Source organism: Cognatundibacterium oligocarboniphilum, from assembly GCF_013377855.1.
GTDB lineage: Bacteria > Pseudomonadota > Gammaproteobacteria > Burkholderiales > Burkholderiaceae_D > Undibacterium > Undibacterium oligocarboniphilum.
Map to the genome: position 1 here is coordinate 121,639 of NZ_JABXYJ010000005.1, position 17,388 is coordinate 139,026.

15 protein-coding genes are annotated in these 17,388 nt (G+C 50.4%); 11 read left to right on the forward strand and 4 right to left on the reverse strand.

Features of this window, described 5'->3' with window-relative positions; genetic code table 11:
- Positions 1-205: 205 nt before the first annotated feature.
- On the forward strand, positions 206-4,204 hold the full coding sequence (gene purL, locus HV832_RS09805; RefSeq protein ID WP_176803659.1) for a phosphoribosylformylglycinamidine synthase: 3,999 nt from the start codon (positions 206-208) through the stop codon (positions 4,202-4,204).
- 302 nt (positions 4,205-4,506) lie between these two features.
- On the opposite strand, the gene HV832_RS09810 is transcribed toward purL, so the two are convergent.
- Entirely contained in the window at positions 4,507-5,979 is a 1,473-nt protein-coding gene (locus tag HV832_RS09810) for a hypothetical protein (protein ID WP_176803660.1), read from the reverse strand.
- Between the two features lie 396 nt (positions 5,980-6,375).
- Here HV832_RS09810 and flhB point away from each other — a divergent pair, with 396 nt between their 5' ends.
- Genes flhB through motD form a run of 7 tightly spaced genes read left to right on the forward strand, consistent with a single transcriptional unit; the run spans position 6,376 to position 13,958 of the window.
- A complete protein-coding gene (gene flhB, locus HV832_RS09815) occupies positions 6,376-7,527 on the forward strand; it encodes a flagellar biosynthesis protein FlhB (protein ID WP_176803661.1) in 1,152 nt (383 codons plus the stop codon).
- Complete coding sequence (flhA, locus tag HV832_RS09820) at positions 7,524-9,617, forward strand: flagellar biosynthesis protein FlhA (protein WP_176803662.1); 2,094 nt, start codon at positions 7,524-7,526, stop codon at positions 9,615-9,617. Before flhB ends, flhA begins: the two co-directional genes overlap by 4 nt.
- On the forward strand, positions 9,614-10,864 hold the full coding sequence (gene flhF / locus HV832_RS09825; RefSeq protein WP_176803663.1) for a flagellar biosynthesis GTPase FlhF: 1,251 nt from the start codon (positions 9,614-9,616) through the stop codon (positions 10,862-10,864). Before flhA ends, flhF begins: the two co-directional genes overlap by 4 nt.
- Positions 10,857-11,699 (forward strand): MinD/ParA family ATP-binding protein, encoded by an 843-nt coding sequence (locus HV832_RS09830; protein ID WP_176803664.1) that lies wholly within the window; start codon positions 10,857-10,859, stop codon positions 11,697-11,699. The genes flhF and HV832_RS09830 overlap by 8 nt, the downstream gene beginning before the upstream one ends.
- An 8-nt stretch (positions 11,700-11,707) precedes the next feature.
- The gene (locus tag HV832_RS09835) at positions 11,708-12,439 is read left to right on the forward strand and encodes an RNA polymerase sigma factor FliA (RefSeq protein ID WP_176803665.1); all 732 of its coding nucleotides are present in this window, start codon (positions 11,708-11,710) and stop codon (positions 12,437-12,439) included.
- Entirely contained in the window at positions 12,421-13,173 is a 753-nt protein-coding gene (locus HV832_RS09840; RefSeq protein WP_176803666.1) for a flagellar motor protein, read from the forward strand. The genes HV832_RS09835 and HV832_RS09840 overlap by 19 nt, the downstream gene beginning before the upstream one ends.
- Entirely contained in the window at positions 13,173-13,958 is a 786-nt protein-coding gene (gene motD, locus HV832_RS09845) for a flagellar motor protein MotD (protein WP_176803667.1), read from the forward strand. Before HV832_RS09840 ends, motD begins: the two co-directional genes overlap by 1 nt.
- A gap of 73 nt (positions 13,959-14,031) precedes the next feature.
- Here the strand turns inward: motD and HV832_RS09850 are convergent, their stop codons facing one another.
- The 3 genes from HV832_RS09850 to flgA all read right to left on the reverse strand — a co-directional run bounded on the left by HV832_RS09850 (position 14,032) and on the right by flgA (position 15,666).
- On the reverse strand, positions 14,032-14,520 hold the full coding sequence (locus tag HV832_RS09850; protein WP_176803668.1) for a flagella synthesis protein FlgN: 489 nt from the start codon (positions 14,518-14,520) through the stop codon (positions 14,032-14,034).
- Between the two features lie 2 nt (positions 14,521-14,522).
- Entirely contained in the window at positions 14,523-14,837 is a 315-nt protein-coding gene (flgM, locus tag HV832_RS09855) for a flagellar biosynthesis anti-sigma factor FlgM (RefSeq protein WP_176803669.1), read from the reverse strand.
- Between the two features lie 121 nt (positions 14,838-14,958).
- Complete coding sequence (gene flgA, locus HV832_RS09860) at positions 14,959-15,666, reverse strand: flagellar basal body P-ring formation chaperone FlgA (RefSeq protein ID WP_223827242.1); 708 nt, start codon at positions 15,664-15,666, stop codon at positions 14,959-14,961.
- A 174-nt stretch (positions 15,667-15,840) separates the two neighbouring features.
- Between flgA and flgB the strand changes: the two genes are divergently transcribed.
- Genes flgB through HV832_RS09875 form a run of 3 tightly spaced genes read left to right on the forward strand, consistent with a single transcriptional unit; the run spans position 15,841 to position 17,346 of the window.
- Complete coding sequence (flgB, locus tag HV832_RS09865) at positions 15,841-16,248, forward strand: flagellar basal body rod protein FlgB (RefSeq protein ID WP_176803671.1); 408 nt, start codon at positions 15,841-15,843, stop codon at positions 16,246-16,248.
- A gap of 2 nt (positions 16,249-16,250) precedes the next feature.
- Entirely contained in the window at positions 16,251-16,655 is a 405-nt protein-coding gene (gene flgC, locus HV832_RS09870) for a flagellar basal body rod protein FlgC (protein WP_176803672.1), read from the forward strand.
- Between the two features lie 22 nt (positions 16,656-16,677).
- Positions 16,678-17,346 carry a flagellar hook assembly protein FlgD gene (locus HV832_RS09875; RefSeq protein WP_176803673.1) on the forward strand — a complete coding sequence of 223 codons (669 nt, stop codon included), beginning with the start codon at positions 16,678-16,680 and terminating at the stop codon, positions 17,344-17,346.
- Positions 17,347-17,388: the final 42 nt, after the last annotated feature.

The window sequence follows — 17,388 nt, forward strand, 5'->3', positions numbered from 1 at the left end:
GGCATTGCTTATCTTAGGGCAGGACACACGATACAAGACCTTTGCCGGACGGATTTCTGCTAAATCATTTCCTGCGGCTTGATTCCCCATTATTCTGGAGCGGTCAAGGGCATCAAGGTATAATCATGGTTTTCTCGTCTAACCTGCGATAGTCACCGGGAAACTGAACCTGACTCGGGCTATTGCCTCAACTATCCCTTTTGCTATGTTGATATTGCCAGGCTCTAACGCCCTGTCTGCTTTCCGCTCATCGAATCTTCTCTCCAGACTGCAAGAAATTGATTCCAATATTGTTGGTATCAATGCGCGTTACCAACATTTTGTTGATCTTCATGCAGCGCTGCAAAAAAACGAAACCGAACGTCTCGGAGCGATGCTGGAGTACGGCGAACAATTTACCGGGGCAGAGGATGGACTGATGTTTATCGTCATTCCACGCATCGGAACGATCTCTCCTTGGGCCAGTAAAGCGACGGATATCGCGCGGAATTGCGGTATGCATCAAATCCACCGGATTGAGCGTGGCATTGCTTATTTTATCCAGATGAAATCCGGATTCTTCGGTGGCACCAAGGAACTCGCACCTGAGTTGCGTGATGCCGTGGCTGCGCAATTACATGACCGCATGACCGAAATGGTGCTGACTGATCTGGATGCGGTGAAGGCTTTATTTTCTGAACTGGAAGCCAAACCTCTTGAATTCGTGAATGTGCTGGAAGGTGGGAAAACTGCGTTGTTAAACGCAAACAGCGCATTAGGGCTGGCGTTGTCGGATGATGAAATTGATTATCTGGAAGACGCATTTTTGACCGCAAATCGCAATCCGACGGATGTGGAACTGATGATGTTCGCTCAGGCAAACAGTGAGCATTGCCGGCATAAGATTTTTAATGCGGACTGGACGATCGATGGTGTGGAGCAGGATAAATCCCTGTTCCAGATGATCCGGAATACGCATGAGAAAAATCCGGAAGGAACCATCGTTGCTTACAGCGACAACTCTTCCGTGATTGCAGGGGCACCGGTAATGCGGTTTTATCCTCAGGTAGCAGCTGGCAATACGTATCAGCGATCTGTGGAAGAGACGCATATCCTGATGAAAGTTGAAACACATAACCATCCGACAGCGATTTCTCCGTTTCCAGGTGCCTCGACCGGTGCCGGTGGTGAGATTCGCGACGAAGGTGCGACTGGGCGTGGCGCCAAACCGAAAGCGGGTCTGACAGGTTTCACTGTCTCGAATCTGATGCTGCCTGGCCATGTGCAGGCCTGGGAAAATGCGACTGACTGTGATGGCGGTACATCAACTGATGCTGTATATGGCAAGCCAGACCGCATTGCTTCCGCGTTGCAGATCATGGTGGAAGGACCGATTGGCGGCGCAGCATTCAATAACGAATTTGGTCGCCCCAATCTGACAGGTTATTTCCGTACCTACGAGCAGAATGTTGGCGGCACAGTGTATGGTTATCATAAGCCGATCATGATTGCCGGTGGCATGGGTAACATTTCTGCTCGTCATACCAAGAAAAATGATTTGCCGGTTGGTAGCTTGCTGATTCAGCTGGGTGGTCCTGGTATGCGTATTGGTATGGGGGGGAGTGCGGCATCTTCGATGGCAACCGGTACCAATACAGCTGATCTGGATTTCGACTCCGTTCAGCGCGGTAATCCGGAAATGGAGCGCCGGGCTCAGGAAGTCATTAACTCCTGTTGGCAATTGGGTGAACAGAATCCGATTTTGTCGATTCACGATGTCGGCGCCGGTGGATTGTCGAATGCGTTTCCCGAAATTACCAATGATGCCCGGCGCGGCGCATTGTTTGACTTGCGTAAAGTCCCGCTGGAAGAGAGCGGTCTGGCACCGAAAGAAATCTGGAGTAATGAGTCACAGGAACGCTATGTGCTGGCGATTGCGCCAGAGTCACTGGCTGTTTTTCAGGCATTCTGCGAACGCGAACGCTGTCCGTTTGCCGTCGTCGGTACTGCAACGGAAGAGCGCCAGTTAAAGGTGATTGATCCTGAGCATAATAATGCGCCGGTCGATATGCCAATGAATGTCTTGTTGGGTAAACCACCCAAAATGCATCGCAAGGTGGAACGAGTCAGTAAACAGTTTTCCCCGCTGGATCTGACCGGCATCGAGCTGAATGAAGCGGTTCAGCGCGTATTGAGTCTGCCAACAGTGGCCGATAAATCATTTTTGATTACGATTGGCGATCGCAGTGTTGGCGCGACCACCGTCAGGGATCAGATGGTGGGGCCGTGGCAGGTTCCGGTTGCAGATTGTGCCGTCACGACCATGAGTTTTGAAGGGTATCTGGGTGAGGCTATGTCTATGGGGGAGCGTACTCCTCTGGCTGTTATCAATGCCCCGGCTTCCGGACGCATGGCTGTGGGTGAAGCAATCACCAATATTGCCGCAGCGCCGATCAGCAAAATTTCGGATATCAAGTTGTCTGCCAACTGGATGGCCGCATGCGGACAACCGGGGCAGGATGCGGCTTTATTTGATACAGTGAAGGCGGTTGGACTGGATTTGTGCCCGGCTTTAGGTATCAGTATTCCTGTCGGTAAGGACTCTCTTTCCATGCGTACTACCTGGAAAGATGAGCAGGGTGATAAATCGGTCACATCTCCCGTCTCGCTGATCGTTTCCGGCTTTGCACCGGTATACGATGTGCGTAAAACACTGACACCGCAAATTCGCCTTGATCAGGGGGATACATCCCTGATTTTGATTGACCTGGGCCGTGGTAAAAACCGCCTGGGCGCCTCCTGCTTTACTCAAGTTATGCAGAAAGTCGGAGACCAGACGCCGGATGTGGATAGCGCAGATGATTTGAAAGCATTCTTCTCTGCGATCCAGCAGCTCAACAGCGAAGGGAAATTACTGGCTTACCATGATCGTTCTGATGGCGGCTTATTTGCTGCTTTGTGCGAGATGGCATTTGCCGGACGCGCGGGTTTATCCGTGAATCTGGATATCCTGACGATGGATGCAGAACATGCTGCTGATCAGGGTGATGCTAAAAACTGGGCTGGTCAGATTGCAGAACGACGCAATGATCAGACTCTGCGCGCGTTATTCAATGAAGAGCTCGGCGCAGTGATTCAGATCAGGACAGCGCAGCGTACAGAAGTCATGGATGTATTGCGTTCATTTAATCTGGGTGCATGCAGCCATATCATCGGCAAACCGGATACGCGCGATGTGATCGAATTCATGCGGGATGCCAGACAGATATTCAGCCAGAGCCGCTCATCCTTGCATCAGATCTGGAGTAAGACCAGCTGGCAGATCGCCAGAATGCGGGACAATCCGGCATGTGCCGACGCAGAATACGCCCGCTTGCTGGATCTGAAGGACCCCGGTATTCAACCGGTGCTGACGTTTGATATCAATGAAGATGTGGCAGCTCCTTATATTTCCACCGGCGTTCAACCCCGGGTTGCGATTTTACGTGAACAGGGCGTGAATTCTCACATTGAAACTGCTTACGTGATGCATAAGTCCGGTTTCGAAGCGGTGGACGTTCACATGAGTGATCTGATTGCTGGTCGAGTCAGTCTTCAGGAGTTCAAAGGGCTCATCGCGGTAGGTGGTTTCTCTTACGGTGACGTGCTGGGAGCGGGTGAGGGGTGGGCCAAGACGATCCTGTTCAATGCCATGATGGCAGATCAGTTCGCGGCGTTTTTCCATCGTCAGGATACGTTCGGTCTGGGTATTTGTAATGGCTGCCAGATGATGAGCAATCTGAAATCGATCATTCCTGGTGCAGAGGCATGGCCGAAGTTTACGAAAAACAAATCCGAGCAGTTTGAGGCACGGTTTGCTATGGTGGAAATTATGCCATCACCTTCGATTTTCTTTGACGGAATGGTTGGTACGCGTACGGCGATTGCTGTGGCGCATGGGGAGGGCTACGCGGACTTCTCAACTACCGGGAATTTGTCGGAAGCAATCACAGCAATGCGTTTTGTCGATAATCGAGGTGTTGCGTCTGAAGCTTATCCTTTTAATCCGAACGGATCACCCCAAGGTATCACGTCTGTTACTAATCAGGACGGCCGTTTTACCGTAATGATGCCACATGCGGAGCGCGTATTCCGCTCGGTGACGCAGTCATGGCATCCGGATGACTGGAAAGAAGATTCACCATGGATGCGGATGTTCCGTAATGCCAGGAAGTGGGTTGGCTAAAATCTGACTGCGGGTGAATGGTCTTGAAGCGATGGGCAGATCGTTTTTGTACGACCTGCCCATTTTTATGAGTTGTGCTGACCAATTAAAGAAAATTTATAAAGAAAATGTAAATAAATTTTATGTAATGAACTACATAGGGTAATGAAAAGTCGGATGAGTTTAAATGACTATCGTTTTAAGCAAATCAGTGCCTCCATGGTTACGGTTCCTTTGAGGGATCGTAACCATAAGTGCATGAGTCTCTTAAATCAAAATTTCAATGAAATTACTTGCGAGAGAGAAATTTTTTGAGCTGATAATTAATGACGTTCAACTGTGCCGAATGAATAGCAAAGCCCGAGACCGAGCAGGGTGCTGTTCAGATTGCCCTTGAGTGATTTTACACGACCTGCATTTAACTGAGCCGACAGATTTTTATTGATTTGGATACCTAAATATACCGAAGGCTGAATCAAAAAACCGCTATTGGTGTCGACACCGCCGCCGCCGGCTGCACCCGCCAGTATTTCAGTGCCGGTATATAATCCTGAGCTGGTTTTCGGGCTGTGGTAACCCAGACCGACCAGACCTACCGAGTAGCCACCGGCGTTGCCGCTATATGCGCTGTGCGCCTGACCGGTCAGATAAATCGTGTCGGTCAGATAGCGGTTCAGTTGCAGCGTCACGTTGTCCATATCACGCTTGCTGCCGTCTTTGCGGGCAGCGCTGAAATAGTGCTGGGTGCCACCTATCCATTCATTAGCGATCACCGTAGAGCTGCTGGATTGGCTGAATGGATGATCGAGATCCCATTGCAGTGCCACCGATCCGTAGGTCGCGCGGAAATTTCCGTTAGGTGAATCGACCATGCCGCCTTCCACATTGATGTGGAAATTTTTACTCAGATTCGCGCTCGCATAAACACCCGCTTTCAGCATGATGCCGCCACCGACCGACACGGCGCCGCCGCCACCCATACCTAAATCGAAGCGTGTGCCAACTTTAAAGTTGTCGCTGAATATCGGCATTTCGGCACCGGCGGTCGCCAGGTATTCCGCATAGCCCGCAACGCCGCCGCTACCCGCACCATTGGCCTCCAGACCAACGAATACGCCCGGAGTCAGGAAGCGTTCCATCCGTGTGCCGACATAGCCGATAGACTGTTGCAGAGGGGCTCCACTGATGAATTGCGAATTGCTGCGCGGCTGGTAACGACCGAACACCGCCATGGCACGATCAAAGCCGACGCCGGTACGGATGGTGGAAGGCCAATTATGATCTCCGGCAGATGCACTGGTATGTAAAAAGTCGGTATCGAAATCAACCATCAGGCCAATCTGATTGCTGTTGATATGTCCGTTTGGGAAGCGTACCTGAGAAGCGGAGATACCCGCTCTGTATCCGCCGAAATCCCACATCAGATCAGCATGGGGACGCAGCATCAGTCCGCCGCCAACCAGCGAAGTTCCGCCGCCGCCGCCGCCGACATACATCCCAGTGTCGAATGTCAGTTTCGATACCAGCGGATGGCGCCATGTCAGTTCGCCGCCTATGGTATAGAAGCCGCCGCGTTTGCCGCTGACCGAGCCGTATACCGATGGTCCGAAATACAGTTCAGGTGCAATCTGGATCAGATAACTGGTATTAATCATCCCCATGCGTTCGTTGCCGGGAAGTTTGATTTTTTCCAGACCAAAGTGCAGTGAAGCGGTTTCTTTCTCTAAGGATGTGGTGTTTTGATCCGGTTCTGTTGCGATAGCTGATCCGGCAAATAAACCAGAAAAAGCAATCATTAGAACACTTGTAATAGTTGGATATTTGAGTGAGGAAGGCTTCATGAAGGATGTTTGTTTTTTGATAAAAATCTATTTTACCTTATAGGAATTCAGCAACGAAAATTTACTGGTCGCTTTTTTCTCTGGATGAATGCAGTTTGTCGCATGAAAGATGCAACTCATGCGTTCTCTACTGCAAATCGTTTTAGGAGGTACGTGTAATTTTGTTTTAAAAATAACTTTTAAAGTAAGTGAAACATTTCCAGGTATGTGAAATGGTCTGTTTAATTGGAAATAAACGGGTGTTTACCATGTTGTTCATCGCATACCGCTGCCATTGATTCGCCAATAATGGCATCTGTGAATGAGTGTCAACGCATCATGGTTGGTGCAGAAACATAACAGGAGTCGGCAATGGCCGAAGAAAGCGATCTCGAAAGAACAGAACCGGCCTCGCCTAAGCGCCTTGAGCAGGCTCGGGAAGAAGGCGATGTTCCACGATCGCGTGAATTATCCACAGCAACAATTCTGCTGGCTGCCGGTGGTGCGTTGTGGGCAATGGGTGGCACGCTGGTCAGTCATTTAAATCAGAATCTGATTGACGGTTTGACGCTGGAACGTGAAGTGGCGTTCGACTTTAATCTTTTGATCAGCAAGATTGGTTCTGGGCTGCTGGATGTGATGCTGGCGTTTTCTCCGGTTGCCGTATTGCTGATGCTGGTTGCTTTAGGGTCACCTTTACTGATTGGCGGATGGTTGTTCAGCGCAAAAGCATTGCAGCCAAATTTTGGCAGGCTCAATCCTGCTTCCGGTCTGGGCAATATGATATCTGCCCGCGCCGGAGTCGAGTTGCTGAAAGCTATTCTGAAAACAGTGTTGGTTGGCAGTGTGGCCTGGGTAGTCATCATGGGGCAGAAAGAGGCGATTTTTGCGCTGCCGCTGGAGAGCGTGAAACTGGGTATGAGTCACGTCGGGTACATGATGGCAGTCAGTTTTATGTCGATCGTGGCGGCACTGATTCTGATCGCTGCGATTGATGCGCCTTATCAGATGTGGCATTACGCAAACAAACTGAAAATGACGCATCAGGAAGTGGTGCAGGAATCAAAAGAAGCCAATGGTAATCCGCAGATCAAAGCCAAAATCCGCCAGCAACAGCGCGAGATGGCGCGCCGTCGCATGATGGCGGAAATTCCTAAAGCCGATGTGGTGGTCACGAACCCGACGCACTTTGCTGTGGCGTTGAAATATACCGAAGGTGGCATGCGCGCGCCAAAGGTGGTGGCAAAAGGCGCGGATGAGGTCGCAGCAAAAATCCGTGAACTGGCGAAAGAGCATCAGGTACCGTTGCTGGAAGCGCCGCCACTGGCACGAGCCTTGTTTAAGCATACCGAACTGGGCGATGAAATTCCGGAAGGTTTATATGCAGCAGTGGCGGAAGTGTTGGCGTACGTATTCCAGTTGCGGGTATACCGTGAGCGTGGCGGGGTGCGTCCTGAGGAGCCTGTTCAGTTGAATGTTCCGGCTGAGATGGACCCGAATAATCAAGCAGGAGTGCTGGTATGAATAGCCTGAAGTTACCGCTGTGGATGAGCGGAATTAATGGCCGGGCGCTGGCTGCGCCGTTGCTGATTGTGCTGATGCTGGCGATGATGATCTTGCCTTTGCCGGCATTTGTTCTGGATGTGTTTTTCAGCTTCAATATTGCGATTGCCGTGATCGTTTTGCTAACCAGCCTGTACACAGTGAAGCCACTGGATTTCATGGTGTTCCCGACGGTGCTGCTGGTTAGTACCATGTTACGTCTTTCCCTGAATGTGGCATCAACCCGTGTGGTGCTGACTGAAGGGCACACCGGCCCGGATGCCGCGGGCAAAGTGATTGAGGCATTCGGACACTTCCTGATCGGTGGTAATTACGCGGTCGGTATTGTCGTGTTCATTATTCTGACGATTATTAACTTTACCGTGGTGACCAAAGGTGCGGGCCGTATTGCGGAAGTTGGCGCCCGTTTCGCTCTGGATGCGATGCCTGGTAAACAGATGGCGATTGACGCGGATCTGAATGCTGGCCTGATTGCAGAGCAGGAGGCACGTCGTCGCCGGACGGAAGTAGCGCAAGAGGCCGAGTTTTACGGCGCGATGGATGGTGCGTCAAAGTATGTGCGTGGTGACGCCGTAGCTGGGATTATGGTCACGGTGATTAATATTGTCGGCGGTCTGATTGTCGGCATGGTGCAGCATGATCTGGATTTTTCTTCTGCGATTAAAAATTACACCTTGTTGGCGATTGGTGATGGTCTGGTAGCGCAGATTCCATCTCTGATTATTTCTACTGCTGCGGGTGTTGTCGTATCACGGGTAGCTAGTGAACAGGACATCAGTGGACAGCTGATCGGACAGCTGTTTGCCAAACCTCAGGTAATGTTTATTACCGCTGGCATTATCGGGGGCATGGGAATTATTCCCGGCATGCCGCATATTGCTTTTGTGTTATTGGCAGCATTATTGGCCGGTGCCGGTTATCTGGTCCGTAAAAAAGCAGAGCAGGGCAGCACTGCGGCAGCAGATGCACAGCCGGAGGCGCAGGCAACTGCTGCACCGGAATTGGAAGAAGCAACCTGGCAGGATATCTTACCAGTTGACACACTTGGCCTGGAGGTGGGATATCGACTGATTCCGCTGGTAGATAAAACCCAGGGCGGGGAGCTGTTGCGCAGGATAAAAGGAATACGTAAAAAATTCGCTCAGGAAGTCGGTTTCCTGTCTCCGCCGGTACATATCCGTGACAATCTGGAACTCAAGCCATCTGCTTACCGGATCGCCTTAAAAGGCGTTGAAGTCGGCGCAGGCGAAGCGGTGAATGGCCAGTATCTGGCGATTAATCCGGGTATGGTTTCCGGATCGTTGCCTGGGGTGGAAACGACCGATCCGGCTTTTGGTTTGCCAGCGGTCTGGGTCGATGCCAGCTTGCGTGAGCAGGCGCAGTCTATGGGATATACGGTCGTGGATGCAGGGACAGTGATTGCGACGCATCTGAACCACCTGATCACCACACATGCGGCAGAATTACTGGGACGTCAGGAAGTGCAGCAACTGCTTGATCATCTCGCCAAGGAAATGCCGAAGATGGTGGAAGATCTGGTACCGAAACTGTTACCTTTGTCGACCTTGCAAAAGGTACTGCAGAATTTGCTGACAGAAGGCGTGCATATTCGTGATATGCGCACCATTATTGAAACGCTGGCAGAGCAGGCAATGCATACACAGGATGCCAGCGAACTGACTGCTCAGGTGCGAGTGGCACTAGGACGTGCCATCGTGCAGCAGATATTCCCGGGCACCAATGAATTAAGCGTCATGACGCTCGATAGCCGGCTGGAGCGTTTGCTGATGCAGGCGATGAATACTGGTGGAGCCGAGGTTGCTGCGCTGGAGCCGGGCCTGGCCGATACATTGACATCCCAAACTGAGAACGCAGCGCGGCAGCAGGAGCAGATGGGCCTGACACCAGTACTGCTGGTTCCCGCACCTTTACGGGCTTTGCTGTCAAGATTTTTGCGCAGAGCTTTGCCTCAGCTGAAAGTACTGTCGCATGCCGAATTACCTGAAACAAAAACTATCAGAGTCACTAGTCTGGTCGGAGGGCAATCATGAACGTGAGAAAATTTACTGCTAACACTTCGCGCGAAGCATTGCGTATGCTTCGGGAGGCACTTGGGGCGGATGCGGTGATTTTATCAAACCGTAATGTCAATGGTAAGGTGGAGATTATGGCAATGGCGGATGAAACGATACACTCCATTGCACCCGAATCCCATACGGCGTCTGCTTATGCTTCCGAATCTCCTGACATTTCGGGGTTTCAATCGGAGCAGCGTTTATTTACGCCACGTCAGGGTGGTCATGAGCAGATTTTTCCGGGATCTTCCGAGTTGCAGGACATGATGAGTGAAATCCGTTCTATGCGCAGTATGCTCGAATCCCAGCTGGCAGAGCTGTCATGGACAGCGATCCAGAAGCGTGAGCCGGTCAAGGCAGGAGTATTGAAAGAAATGCTGGCTGCTGGACTCAGTGCCAGCTTGTCCCGTTTTATGATGACAAAATTACCGGAAGGTGAAACGCTGGAGAGTGGTATCGAATGGATCAAGGCGGTTCTCGCCAGAAATCTGTCAACGATTGACAATGAAAATGAAATTCTTGAAAAAGGCGGTGTTTATGCACTGGTAGGGCCAACAGGTGTCGGCAAGACCACCACCACCGCCAAGCTGGCAGCGCGTTGTGTGATGCGTCATGGGCCATCCCAGCTGGCTTTGATTACCACGGATGGTTACCGTATCGGTGGTTATGAACAGCTTCGTATTTATGGAAAAATTCTGGGCGTGATGGTACATGCCGTGAAGGACGAAAGCGATTTGCGGATCGCTTTGTCCGAATTGAAAAACAAACATACAGTCCTGATTGATACTGTGGGTGTCAGCCAGAGAGACAAAATGGTGACAGAGCAAGTCGCAATGCTGTCTGGTGCAGAGCACGGTGTGAAGCGCCTGCTGTGCCTGAACGCGACATCGACTGGCGAGACGCTCAGTGAAGTGGTGCGCGCCTATCAAGGAAATGGTCTGGCCGGATGTATCCTGACCAAGCTTGATGAAGCCGCAACGATAGGCGGTGCGCTGGATATTTCCATTCGTCAGAAACTCAATCTGTACTATGTGGCGAGCGGACAGCGTGTGCCGGAAGATTTGCACGTTGTGAACAAGCAATATCTGATCGACCGCGCTTTTAAACTCAAGCGTGAAACCGCACCTTTCCGTTACCTCGATGAAGAGTTGCCCTTATTGATGGCGGGAGCATCAGCGGTTTCCCGTAAAAACCAGACCTCCCGGGAGGTGTCTTTTGGCTAATATCGATCAGGCAGAGGGTTTGCGGCGTTTGCTGGCTGCACCGCGTCCACGGGTGTTGACGTTTTTGTCCGTTTTGAAGGACGATGAAAAAAGCGGAATGCTGGTGAATCTGGGGGTGACGCTGGCACGACAGGGGCATCAGATTCTGATGGTGGATGCACAGGCAACCAGCGGAAGTATTGGCTCTTGGTTTAGCGCCAGAAAAGACCGTACCTTATTGGATGTGGCCCGACAACAGCGTACAATGCAAGAGGCTGTCAAAAACATCGTACCAGGTTTGTCCGTCACTATGTTGTCCGGACAAACTGGATTGTCGTCCCATTTGCCAAAAGAAAGCGCGCGCTTGTTGTCGCGGACATTTGATCTTGTAGTGCATCGTTCGGATCTGGTGATTGTGGATGGAGACATGGATGCTAACAATACATTTCCGCTGGCCTCTCTGGACGATGGGGAACTGGTTGTTCAGGTATCTCCTGATCCGGCAGCAATCAAGGCAGCCTATGGTTTGATCAAGCGGATGAGCAGCAGATTGGGACGGCGTTCTTTTACGATTCTGGTATCTGGTGCTTCAGAAAAAGAAGCAAATTTGATTTATGCAAATATGACACAGACATGTCAGCGCTATCTTGCAGTACCGTTGCATTTTGCCGGCTATGTGCCTGATGATGATTGTGTAAGAAAAGCGGCGCATGAGGGGCGATCGGTCATTGATGCTTTTCCTGAAGCACGTGCTTCGATGGCATTCTCCAGACTGGCAGGTCAGTTTGCTGCCACTGCGCGGTCGGCATTGTGTCCGGAAAGTTTTTCTGGTCAGGGTGTTGACCTTGGAATTTAATTTATTTTATGTACACCGCTAGCGGAAAATCAGATAAAAATTTTCTCCTTCGGGAGCATGCGCCACTGGTCAAGCGTCTGGCTTACCAGTTGAAGGCGCGTCTGCCGCCCAGCGTGGAGGTGGATGATCTGGTTCAGGCTGGCATGATTGGCCTGCTGGATGCAGTAAACCGCTACGAAGATACCCATGGCGCTCAGTTTGAGACCTATGCCGTGCAGCGTATACGTGGCGCAATGCTGGATGAATTGCGTAATACAGACTGGTTACCGCGCGGCGTGCGGCAGAACATGCGCAAGGTGGAAAGCGCTATGAATGTACTCCAGCAGAAGCTGGGGCGTCCACCAACTGAAACAGAGGTCGCCAAATCGCTCAAATTATCTTTGGGTGAATATCAGGACATGCTGACTGATAGTGGCGGTCATCAGTTGGTGTATTACGAAGACTTTCACGATTCGGACACCAAAGAACATTTTCTCGATCATTATTGCTCGGACAGTTCCGGGGATCCTCTGCAGGATTTGCTGAACGGCGATTTCCGGGATGCTGTCATTGGTGCTATTGACAACCTGCCTGAACGGGAAAAACTGTTGATGGGCCTTTACTACGAACAGGAATTGAATCTGAAGGAAATCGGTGCTGTGATGGGAGTTTCTGAGTCGCGCGTGTCGCAATTGCATAGCCAGGCAGTCGCCAGACTGCGTGCATATCTGAGGGAGAAGGCGTGGACTGGGCTAGCATAATTGGCTTTATATTGGTGGTTGTCGGCATCTCCGTTGGCCAGGTCATGGAGGGCGGGCAGCTTTCCTCTTTAGTGCAACCGACTGCATTCGTCATTGTTGTTATTGGGACATTGGGTGCTGTGCTGATTCAGAGTCGCATGAGCACTTTCCGCCGTGGGGTGAATATGTTTCAGTGGATTGTTTCCGAGCCGGTTGATAACAGTCGTAAAAATATTCAGGATGCATTGGTCTGGAGTGTGGTTGCGAGGCGGGAAGGATTTCTCAGTCTGGAGGGCTATATGACAGCATCAACAGATCCCTTTATCGGCAAGGGATTACGCCTGGTGATTGATGGTGTGGACCCCGGGCGGCTGAAAGATATTCTGGATGTGGATATTTCTCTTTATGAGATGGAGCAACGTCAGGCTGCTAAAGTCTGGGAATCTGCAGGAGGTTATTCTCCGACTGTTGGTATTCTGGGTGCTGTGCTTGGTCTGATTCACGTCATGGAAAATCTGACTGATCCCGCTAAACTGGGCGGAGGGATTGCAGTTGCCTTTGTTGCCACTATTTATGGCGTCGGACTCGCAAATTTATTGTTTTTACCAGTCAGTAATAAATTAAAAGAAATTATTGCCCGTGAAGTAACCAGGCGTGAAATGCTATCGGACATTTTTTACAGCATTGCAATGGGAGATAGTCCACGTATTTTGGAGGAACGGGTTGACCATCAACGCACAACAGGGAGCAGTTGATGGCGAGGAAAAAGTACAAAGAGGAGGCTGATAATCATGACCGCTGGCTGGTTTCTTATGCAGATTTTATTACCTTACTGTTTGCTTTCTTTGTCGTGATGTATGCAGTTTCTTCTTTAAATGAAGGTAAGTACCGTGTCCTGTCCAATTCCTTAAACGGTGCATTCACGAATGCTCCTCCGTCTCCGATCAGGGACGGTATGGGTATAAAAGAAAATATGGTCAAGCTGGAACCCTTACCTTTGATCAAGCCGAGGGGAAACGAAAATCTGCGCAAGGAGCGCGAGCAGATGACCAGCATGGCAAAAGACATTCTGGCTGTGCTGGAGCCTCTGGTCAGGGAAGGCAAGGTCAGAGTCAGTCAGACGAGCAAGGGGATTACGATTGAGATCAATGCAAGTCTACTGTTTCCTACGGGAGAGGCAAAACTTAGTCCTGATTCTGAGCAGGCGCTGACCGCCATTGCTTCGGTACTGCGCCTGGATAAACATTCAATACAGGTCGAGGGGCATACCGATAATTTGCCCATCAGGAATTCCGCATTCCCGTCTAACTGGGAATTATCTGCCGTCCGTGCCAGTACGGTTGCCCGGTTGCTGACTGAAAATGGCGTTGATGAAACCCGCGTCACAGCGGTTGGACAGGGTGCAAAGTTTCCTGTGGCATCGAATGAGCAACCGGATGGTCGGGCAAGAAACCGTCGGGTGAGTATTACGGTGTTGGCAGTATTGCCTGAGCCGGTAGTGAATATTCCGGTTGCTTCCGGCAGCACCCCGCATCTCTGACTGACTTCAGGTTCAATCAATAAAAAATCCCCTTGCAAAGGGGCATTTTTATTGATGCAGCAACAGAATTATTTCAGCGCACAATGAGTCCCTTAATTGGGGATGTCTGTATACTGGATTGACCATTCGGGCCATATAAAGAAGCGGTAGGATTACCTTGCTGGAATATGCTTAATGCGGCCTGGTTTTGGGACAGTTTGCGTGAAATTAATAATCCGTTAGTCCGGTTGTTTTCTTTTGCCTGTGCTGATAACGCCAATATGCTATCCCATAATTCTTTGATTGCATCATCCGCAACCCCGCTGCGCAGATAATCTGGCAGATTGGTCGCAGGATCACTATAACCCAGATTTTGGAAGAGAAGATTGCGCTGCCGCTCCAGATCGGACATGTTGCGAACCAGATCATTTTTAGCAGAAATAGTCTGGGTCAGCGATTCGATATCATTATTTACAAGAGCAGTCTCTTCATCTTTCAACAATGTAGTCAGCTGATGCATGGCAATTTTTTCATTTTGCAGGCATTGAGCAATAGATGTGACAGATGCGCTTGAATTGTTCATCGTTATCGTTTTCTGGCGTTAAGTAAATCTTTTACGGTTTCCAGAAGTCCATCAGCAACTTTTTCTGAATTGACCTGAAAGCGACCTTCGGAAATTGCTAATTTGATTTCTTCAACCTTTTTGGTTTCAAACACCGCATTGCTTGCCTGCGTGCTTTGCATAGCCTGCAATTGCGTTGAAAGAGTCGAAATCTGCACGTTACTGGAAGGTGTCGGAGTCGAGATCGCTCTGTCCGGTGCCTTGTCTGTGCGCACCTGCTGGGGGCTGGCGGTATTCGTCAGCCCGGCAGTTTTATTTAATGTGTCATCAATTTTCACAGCGATACCCTCGATAATGGGAATAATCTACATCTACAATCCGGTTATCGGCCAGGTATTTTTAAACTTTAATCTTGCCCTGAAAAAGATGACTGAAAGCACAATTATTAAAAATGTATTTTTAGTAATTTATTTCGATCACGCCTCCCGCTTTGGCAATTCCGCTGACAGTTTGCCCGTTGCTTGTCTTGGCTCTTGCAATCTGTCCCTCTGATGCGTTGCTGAGTGACTGCGCATCTGTGGCGACCTGAAACCCGGGGCCGTTGCTGATGATCCGCACGGACTGACCTTGCTGGATTACCGCAGGGCTTTTGAGATTATCGAGTCTTACAGGAGTGCCGGCAGCAATAGACAACTGTAGCGCTTTACCAATAGCCTGCTCTGGGTTGTGAATAATGCCGGGTGGCAGATTCGAGATTTCTCCCTTGATTTTATTCAGATCAATATTCCCGATGACCTGCCCCTGACTGAGTGGCCGTGCTGCCACGTAGTATTCCCCGGTGACCTGAACATTTGCCTGAATATAGACAACCCAGTTGACCGGGGCGCTGCAGCGTACGCCCACACTGATTTTCCCACTGGTTTTGCTGCCTGGTGGCAAGAATGGGGTTGGCGCATCACATGCCGCCAGATTCAGGCGATTATCAATTTGCCCCACGGTGATATGCGCATCCCCCGGTTGCGTTGCTGACAACTGGGTCAGGAAGTCGGTTGCCATTTTTCTCAGAATCTCATGATCCTGTCTGAGTCCGTCGCTGACGTTTCCAGCCGCCAGCACTTGACCGGACAAACCGGCAATCAGGCATCCGTATGCAAATAGGTGTTTCATGAATGATGACCAGTTCCCGCATTGATATGACTTCATTGTAGATCGGTCTGATTTAGCCAAAGTAGGGAATAAGAGGGGAAATTGGCCTTTTCTTGCACGATTGAAGCAGGTGGTGGCGAAGTAATATGAGACGCATGGGAAACCGTATGGTTCTGATGAGTCCGTTGGGAGAGGTTGATGAGTAAGCTGGATGACTTTATGCGCTTTCATGAAACAGCACTGTCTGTTCGCGGAATGCGCCAGCAATTGCTGGCATCGAATATCGCCAATGCTGATACGCCTAATTATAAAGCGAGAGACATTGATTTCTCTTCCGTATTGAGTAATGCGCTCCATACGGATGGCAAGCAGCCTGCTGGTAATCTGAATAAGACAGACCCTCAGCATCTGGCCTCTGCGACGGATCTGGCGGGTGTTGTGCCGCAATATCGTCCAAACGGACAAGGAAATCTAGATGGCAATACTGTTGATATGGATGTGGAGCGAAATCAGTTTACAGACAATTCGATACGCTATGAGGCCAGTCTGACCATTATTAATATGCAGATCCGCAATATGCTGGCTGCCATACAGGGGCAATAATCATGTCACTTTTTAATGTTTTTAATGTTGCGGGCTCAGCAATGAGTGCGCAATCCCAGCGTCTGAATGTGGTATCGAGCAATCTGGCCAATGCGGACAGTGTCACCAGTTCAGATGGTTCGCCGTACAAGGCGAAGCAGGTGGTATTCAGCGCTGTCCCCGTCAATGGTACCGCCTCTACTGCGGTCAAAGTTTCAGAGGTCGTGGAAGATGCGGCTCCGCCGAAACTGATGTATGACCCCAAGCATCCGCTGGCCGATGAAAAGGGTTACGTTGCCATGCCTAATGTCAATGTTGTTGAGGAAATGGTGAATATGATCTCAGCTTCCCGCTCTTATCAGACGAACGTGGAAACCATGAATGCGGCTAAATCCATGTTGCTGAAGACCTTGACGCTCGGCCAGTGATCTTTGATGTAAAGGAATAGAAATGACAAGCATACAGACAAACACCGTTGACCCATCATTATTGACGACGATGAATGGCGCCAGCTCCGGCAAATCCAGCGTGCAGGATGCGCAGGATCGTTTCATGACCTTGCTGGTGACGCAAATGAAAAATCAGGATCCACTGAATCCGATGGACAACGCCCAGGTCACCAGTCAGATGGCGCAATTATCAACAGTAACGGGTATTGACAAACTGAATGCCTCCGTCAATGCGCTGAATGCGAATTTCCTGGCCAGCCAGAATCTACAAGCGGCAGGGATGATCGGACATGGGGTACTCACCCCGGGGCAGGCACTGACACTGTCGGATGGAAAATCGGTGTACGCCGTTGATTTGCCGCAGGCGGCAGATAAAGCCAGTGTCGTGATCAAGGATGCTAATGGATTAGTCGTGCGGACCATGGATTTGGGCGCCTTGTCTTCTGGAACCAATAATCTGACCTGGGATGGCAAGACGGATTCAGGAGCGACTGCCGCCAACGGTAATTACACCTACACCCTGACCGCCAGTGCGCAGGGCAAGCAGATTGATGCGACCCAGCTTGCTTTTGGCATGGTGACCAGTGTCAGTTCCGGTACGCAGGGAATGAAATTAAATGTCAGTGGGATTGGCCAGATCGGAATGAGCGATATTCACCAGATTTATTAAGCCGCTTATAGCAGCAGAACATTTGCAGTATCAACGTTGAAG

Excerpts from the sequence above, each read along its gene's own strand:
- flgA (WP_223827242.1), bottom strand. The coding sequence starts at position 15,666 with ATGAAACACCTATTTGCATACGGATGCCTGATTGCCGGTTTGTCCGGT.
- HV832_RS09810 (WP_176803660.1), bottom strand. The coding sequence starts at position 5,979 with ATGATTGCTTTTTCTGGTTTATTTGCCGGATCAGCTATCGCAACAGAA.
- HV832_RS09850 (WP_176803668.1), bottom strand. The coding sequence starts at position 14,520 with ATGAACAATTCAAGCGCATCTGTCACATCTATTGCTCAATGCCTGCAA.
- motD (WP_176803667.1), top strand. The coding sequence starts at position 13,173 with ATGGCGAGGAAAAAGTACAAAGAGGAGGCTGATAATCATGACCGCTGG.
- flgC (WP_176803672.1), top strand. The coding sequence starts at position 16,251 with ATGTCACTTTTTAATGTTTTTAATGTTGCGGGCTCAGCAATGAGTGCG.
- flhA (WP_176803662.1), top strand. The coding sequence starts at position 7,524 with ATGAATAGCCTGAAGTTACCGCTGTGGATGAGCGGAATTAATGGCCGG.
- flhB (WP_176803661.1), top strand. The coding sequence starts at position 6,376 with ATGGCCGAAGAAAGCGATCTCGAAAGAACAGAACCGGCCTCGCCTAAG.
- HV832_RS09835 (WP_176803665.1), top strand. The coding sequence starts at position 11,708 with ATGTACACCGCTAGCGGAAAATCAGATAAAAATTTTCTCCTTCGGGAG.
- purL (WP_176803659.1), top strand. The coding sequence starts at position 206 with ATGTTGATATTGCCAGGCTCTAACGCCCTGTCTGCTTTCCGCTCATCG.
- HV832_RS09875 (WP_176803673.1), top strand. The coding sequence starts at position 16,678 with ATGACAAGCATACAGACAAACACCGTTGACCCATCATTATTGACGACG.
- flhF (WP_176803663.1), top strand. The coding sequence starts at position 9,614 with ATGAACGTGAGAAAATTTACTGCTAACACTTCGCGCGAAGCATTGCGT.